The 4936-nt window shown below is 57.4% G+C and carries 3 protein-coding genes and 3 pseudogenes; 4 read left to right on the forward strand and 2 right to left on the reverse strand.

Annotated features, from left to right (window positions below; genetic code table 11):
• The coding region (locus EP867_RS20115) for a hypothetical protein (protein ID WP_206616387.1) at positions 1-206 on the forward strand (206 nt) is incomplete at its 5' end.
• Positions 207-640: 434 nt separating this feature from the next.
• Here EP867_RS20115 and EP867_RS18805 read toward each other — a convergent pair.
• Positions 641-802, reverse strand: a pseudogene (locus tag EP867_RS18805) (IS3 family transposase); the annotation flags it as partial.
• On the opposite strand from EP867_RS18805, the gene EP867_RS19970 reads away from it, so the two are divergent.
• The 3 genes and pseudogenes from EP867_RS19970 to EP867_RS20350 all read left to right on the forward strand — a co-directional run bounded on the left by EP867_RS19970 (position 723) and on the right by EP867_RS20350 (position 3108).
• On the forward strand, positions 723-914 hold the full coding sequence (locus EP867_RS19970) for a hypothetical protein (RefSeq protein ID WP_164888957.1): 192 nt from the start codon (positions 723-725) through the stop codon (positions 912-914). The pseudogene EP867_RS18805 and the gene EP867_RS19970 sit on opposite strands and share 80 nt — an antisense overlap.
• 241 nt (positions 915-1155) lie before the next feature.
• Positions 1156-1731 (forward strand): annotated as a pseudogene (locus EP867_RS20580) (autotransporter domain-containing protein); the annotation flags it as partial.
• Between the two features lie 219 nt (positions 1732-1950).
• Entirely contained in the window at positions 1951-3108 is a 1158-nt protein-coding gene (locus EP867_RS20350) for an autotransporter domain-containing protein (RefSeq protein WP_241656975.1), read from the forward strand.
• 243 nt (positions 3109-3351) lie between these two features.
• Here EP867_RS20350 and EP867_RS18815 read toward each other — a convergent pair.
• A pseudogene (locus EP867_RS18815) lies at positions 3352-4735 on the reverse strand (IS701 family transposase).
• Between the last annotated feature and the right edge of the window lie 201 nt (positions 4736-4936).

The raw sequence follows: 4936 nt of genomic DNA on the forward strand, positions 1-4936 counted from the left end.
CGGTCTCCGTCAACTTCAAACCGCCGCCTGATCGAGCGTCACCAACTTTCGACCATAGCTCCATGGCGCGCGGACCATTGCACAACCTTGGGGCATTAAAGGTGGGAAATATCGCAGATCAGTTCGTTGATCCAGAGGATATATATTCCGTGCTATGTGACGTAAATGCTGACCGTCTAACTACTGTATCTACCATTACTTCCTGATCACCCAGTACTTTCTTCGGGATATGACGTCATGGCAATTTTTCTACTAATATTGTGTGCATTTTTTAGCGGTATTCTTGCTGTTTCTTTCTTTATAGCTGGGTTCGGCTATTTGACTGCCTTTCTCATCTACCTGACTATTCCCGTGGTCCTTCTGTGTTGGCTGGCTGGTCAAACTCTTCGCAAACGCGAAAATCAGCGTAGAATCAACGATGCAGTTGACGAAGAACTGGTTGCTTTGCGTGATCACAGCGTCCGTGCTCTAGGGTGCCAGGATCCCTCCTAAGTTTGAGGAGCAGCGGTTCAGGGCTGGCTATCAAACACCTAGGTCGTGTTGACAAAATGGGTTCAGATCAGGCTTTGAGCGTGATTCAAGCTGGCATCTGCGATGGAGGCTGGATCTGCATCGGTTCTGTTCCGGTCAGGTGCTCATGCTATGCGGCCCAGCGTTCGAAAGCTACGGGTGATTTCCATCCGAGGGACGAGTGCTTGCGGCGTGGGTTGTAAAAGCCGTTGATGTATTCAAAGGGGGCGATCTCGACCTCGCGACGGGTTTGCCAGTTCCGTCGCCAGACCAGTTGGGCCTTCATCCCTTTGGGGTTTCGCGTCCTGAAGGCCGCGCTGGATCGTCCGGGCTGGACCCCCAATTCCGGCGGGCTTGGGCTTTTCACGCCAGAGCCCGTCAGCGCGAGAGAGGTCGCGGGCTGAATAAGGAAAACCTGCCCTTCTGGTTTGAAACCGGGGGCTTAGAACAGGGCTGCACTACCAAGGAGGGTAAATGTCAATGTTGAAAACTTCGTCGAAAACTTTGCGCGGCGGGCGGATGGTCAAATCTGCCAAAGGAATCGTCAGCTTCGCGCCGATGATGGCTGGGGCCGTAATGTTGATCGGTGGCGTATCAACCGCTGAAGCACAAGCTGTTGCCTGTGCAACTTCGTCGTTGAATGAAATGTGTGATGTCGGCTTGCATACGGGAAGTGTGCAAACATTATTCTTAGGTATCTCGGCGGATGGAACTGTAGCTTCAGGGGTGTCAAGAAGTGGGGCGGGCAGTCGAGCATTGCGTTGGACCGCTGCGGGCGGTTTTGAGGATCTTGGTACGTTGCGGGGAGACGACAGTGGCTATGCTCAAGCTGAGCGGATCTCCGGAAATGGCCATGTCGTTGTTGGGCAGGCCGAAACTGATAGCGGACAGCGTCGAGCATTCCGCTGGAAAGATGACCAGATGACTGACCTCGGAACGCTGCGTTCTGATGGCATAGGCAATTCACAGGCTGTTGGTGTATCCTACGATGGGAGTGTTGTCGTGGGCACGGTTTCCACTGACAATTCTTCGTACCGAGCCTTCCGCTGGGAAGAGGGGGGTAGAATGACGGACCTCGGGACATTGAGAGCCGGTAATGCTGGTACTTCTTTTGTTAGTGGTGTGTCTGCCGATGGTGTTTTTGTGGTGGGCCGGACAGCTACCAATGACATTGGATCAGATCGCGCGTTTCTCTGGGAGGAAGGGAACGGCATGACTGATCTGGGAACTTTGCGTTCTGATGGTCTTGGAGTATCTCATGCGGTCGACCTTTCTGCGAACGGCGACGTTGTCGTTGGGATGTCCGCGAGCGACGATCCTGGCTCTCGAGCATTCCGTTGGACTGCAGTCGGCGGCATGCAAGCACTTGAGACGCTGAGGACCATTGCACCCACTGATTCAACTACGGCAATTGCATATGCGGTTACGGCTGATGGCAGCGTGATTGTCGGGCAGGATGTGAATGACTTTAATGAGCAAAGAGCGGTTCGTTGGAGCGATACTTATGGCGTGGAAGACCTCGGGACGCTGACGTCAGACAATCGCGGCGACTCTACTGCTTATGATATCTCTGACGATGGGCGGACCATTGTTGGAGCGGCCCAAGCCGATGACGGGCGGATGCATGCCTTCATCTACCGGACAACGATGCAGGATCTGGCGAATGTTGCCCTGTCGCTGGGCGCGATCGTCGAGGACGATGCCATCGCGGTCGCCGCGCAGCAGGACACCGTCGGGGCACTCATAGGCGAGGGTTTCCTGGTTGGTGCGGGTCGCAACGGCTTCAGCATTTCCGGCAATCTGCTTTCGACCGGTTCTGACAATGGCGAAGGGATTGGCTCGGGCACCGCGCGCAGCGGTTTGCTGAGCTATGGCTACGGTGTGAGCGATCAGGTCACGCTTGGCGCCACGATCGGGATCTTCGGCAACAGCCTCGGCACCGACGCCATCGACGCGGACAATGGCTATGGCGCAAGCCTCTGGGCCGAGTTCAGCCAGGGCGGTCTTGATCGTACCGGCTGGCAAGGGAGCGCCGCGCTGGCCTGGGGGCAGCAGGATGCCACCATCACCCGGGGTCTTGGCTTTACCAATGTCACGCGCGCAACCGGTGATATCGATCTCGATACCCGTGTGGTCCATGCAAGCCTGGGCTTTGGTGTTCAGTCCGGCACCTGGCTGTTGACGCCATCGGTCGGTCTGACCCATTTCCGCACCGAGCGTTCGGGCTATGCCGAGGCCGGGTCGGACACGCTGGCATCTTACGACAAGCTGACCATGGATCGCACCACGCTGACTCTTGCGCTGGAAGGTGAGACGCGGGTCTCGGAAGTTGGCCGCCTGTCGCTCGGTGCAGGCATCGAGCATGACCTGAGCGCAGATCGAGCCCGGGTTTCGGGGACGTCCGATGTTCCTGGCCTTGCAGCCTTTGGCTTCAACTCGGGGATCGACCGGAATGACACGCGGGGCTTTGTCTCGGTCGGCTATCGTCACGATATCAACGCCAACAGCGTTGTCTCGTTCGATCTCGATGTCGGGCAGGCCCAGCTTGGCAGCGGTGTGCAGACTGGGATGCGGGTCGGCTACCAGATGCGCTTCTGAGCCAGCTATCGTATCTGCCGAAATCGCTCCCAGAAAGAGAGTTACAGGCGCAGGGGGAGAAATCTCCCTGCGCCAGCCCGAGGAACTAATCGTGTCAGCGCATCACGCCTATATGAGGTCGCACGGGGATTGAATGTCGATATCGACATGTTTTTCCCTCGGCTGACGTCTGGCACCTCTAAGGAAACGAACGGCGTATGTCAGCAGGAAGTACCGCTCAATGTCAAAAATTTTTTCCACATATCAGGCAGCCAGTATAAGACACCTTAGCATTACAGTTGCAATTTTAGCCGCATATGCACGAGCCTTGCTGTAGCTTGATGGGCTCTTCTCCAGGTTGACCAAGCGATGATTTGAGTTGCCTGGATCTGACGCTGGGCCATGCGGTTCGCGATGCGCCGGATTTCCTGGATCGACCAGCGGATCAGTTCTGGCGTTCTGCCCTCGTCTTGCGCATCGTTTTTTTTGGCGGCGCGGCATTGGCCTGCTGGCGGATGCTGGCCATCATCGCGAAGGCCAGCATGACCAGCGAAACATGCCGGTGCCAGCCATGCCAGGAGCGGGTCTCGTTATGATCGAGGCCGAGCTCATTCTTTGCGGTCTCGAAGCTGTCTTCGATCGCCCATCGATGCCCTTCGACGCGGACCAGCGTCTCCATCTTGGTGCCCCGCGGCGACCATGTGGTGAAGAAGGCCAGATCACCATCGGCAATATTGCGTCGGATCAGCAGGCCCCGGGTCCAGACGCCGCTGAGATCAGCATTGAATTCGCCAGCATCGAGATCGGCGAGATCAAGGTAAGCCCAGTCGTGAAGCCGCTCGCCCTTGGTGCCCGCGCCGGCCGACAGACGCTGCCAGGCCTCGGGCGGCAAATCTCCCGCGATGCTCCCGGCCGTCCCGCTGACGGCACAGGCTTTCCCCCAGGAATTGAAGGCGTGCTTGGAACTGACACCCAGGACATAGCCTTTACCAGCGCGGCGTAGCGCTATTTCGATATCGCCAACGCCATAGACGCTGTCGGCGGCCACCCAGGAAAATGGAGCATTGGCCGAGAGCACGCGCTCGATCATGCTGCGCGCGATGGCAGGTTTAGTGGCGAACTCCACCGCCTCGGGCACATGGGTCCGGCTTCTTCTGACCGGGTCTTCAGCCCATGCTTTCGGGAGATAGAGGGCCCGATCGATAAAAGCATGTCCGTGCCGCGAGACGTAGCTGGCGAAAACGCCGATCTGGCAATTGGTGATCTTTCCTGCCGACCCCGTATATTGGCGCGCGACCCCACAGGAGGCGTGGCCCTGCTTCAAAAAGCCGGTTTCATCGATCACCAGCACCGCCTCGGGATCAGCCAGCGTTTCCACGGCGTAGTCCCGCACAATATCGCGCAGCGCGTCGGCATCCCAATGGCCACGACCCAATATCGCCTGCTGGCGCCAGGGGCCCGGATCTCCAGCCGCTTCGGCCCGCATCCAACCCGTCTTGCGCCGTTCCTCACCTAACAAGCCGTCGAGAAAATGACCGGCCGATGCCGCAACCCGTTCCTGCGTAAACAGCGGCCGAATTCGAGCCTTTACTTCACGGAGCGAGCAAGCCCAAAGCTCCAGCGTCTCTTCGATCGACAACCCCGCCATCCATGATCCCTCACTGTGTCATGGTAGCGAATTGATTCACAACGGAGAGAAGAATGCAACTGTAGTGTTAGGTCATGTTGACAAATGGCGGATCCAGAGACGGATCGACGTGATGTCAATGAAGCCATGGCCACAAGCAGCAGCGCAAACCCGATGATGAATGGCATTGTGTTGGCGTCGTAGACTTCAAGTGCTTGCAAA

The sequence above is a fragment of the Falsigemmobacter intermedius genome (assembly GCF_004054105.1).
Taxonomy (GTDB): domain Bacteria; phylum Pseudomonadota; class Alphaproteobacteria; order Rhodobacterales; family Rhodobacteraceae; genus Wagnerdoeblera; species Wagnerdoeblera intermedia.

Bases quoted from the DNA above. Each gene is read 5' to 3' on its own strand.
- EP867_RS19970 (WP_164888957.1), top strand. From the start codon at position 723: ATGTATTCAAAGGGGGCGATCTCGACCTCGCGACGGGTTTGCCAGTTC.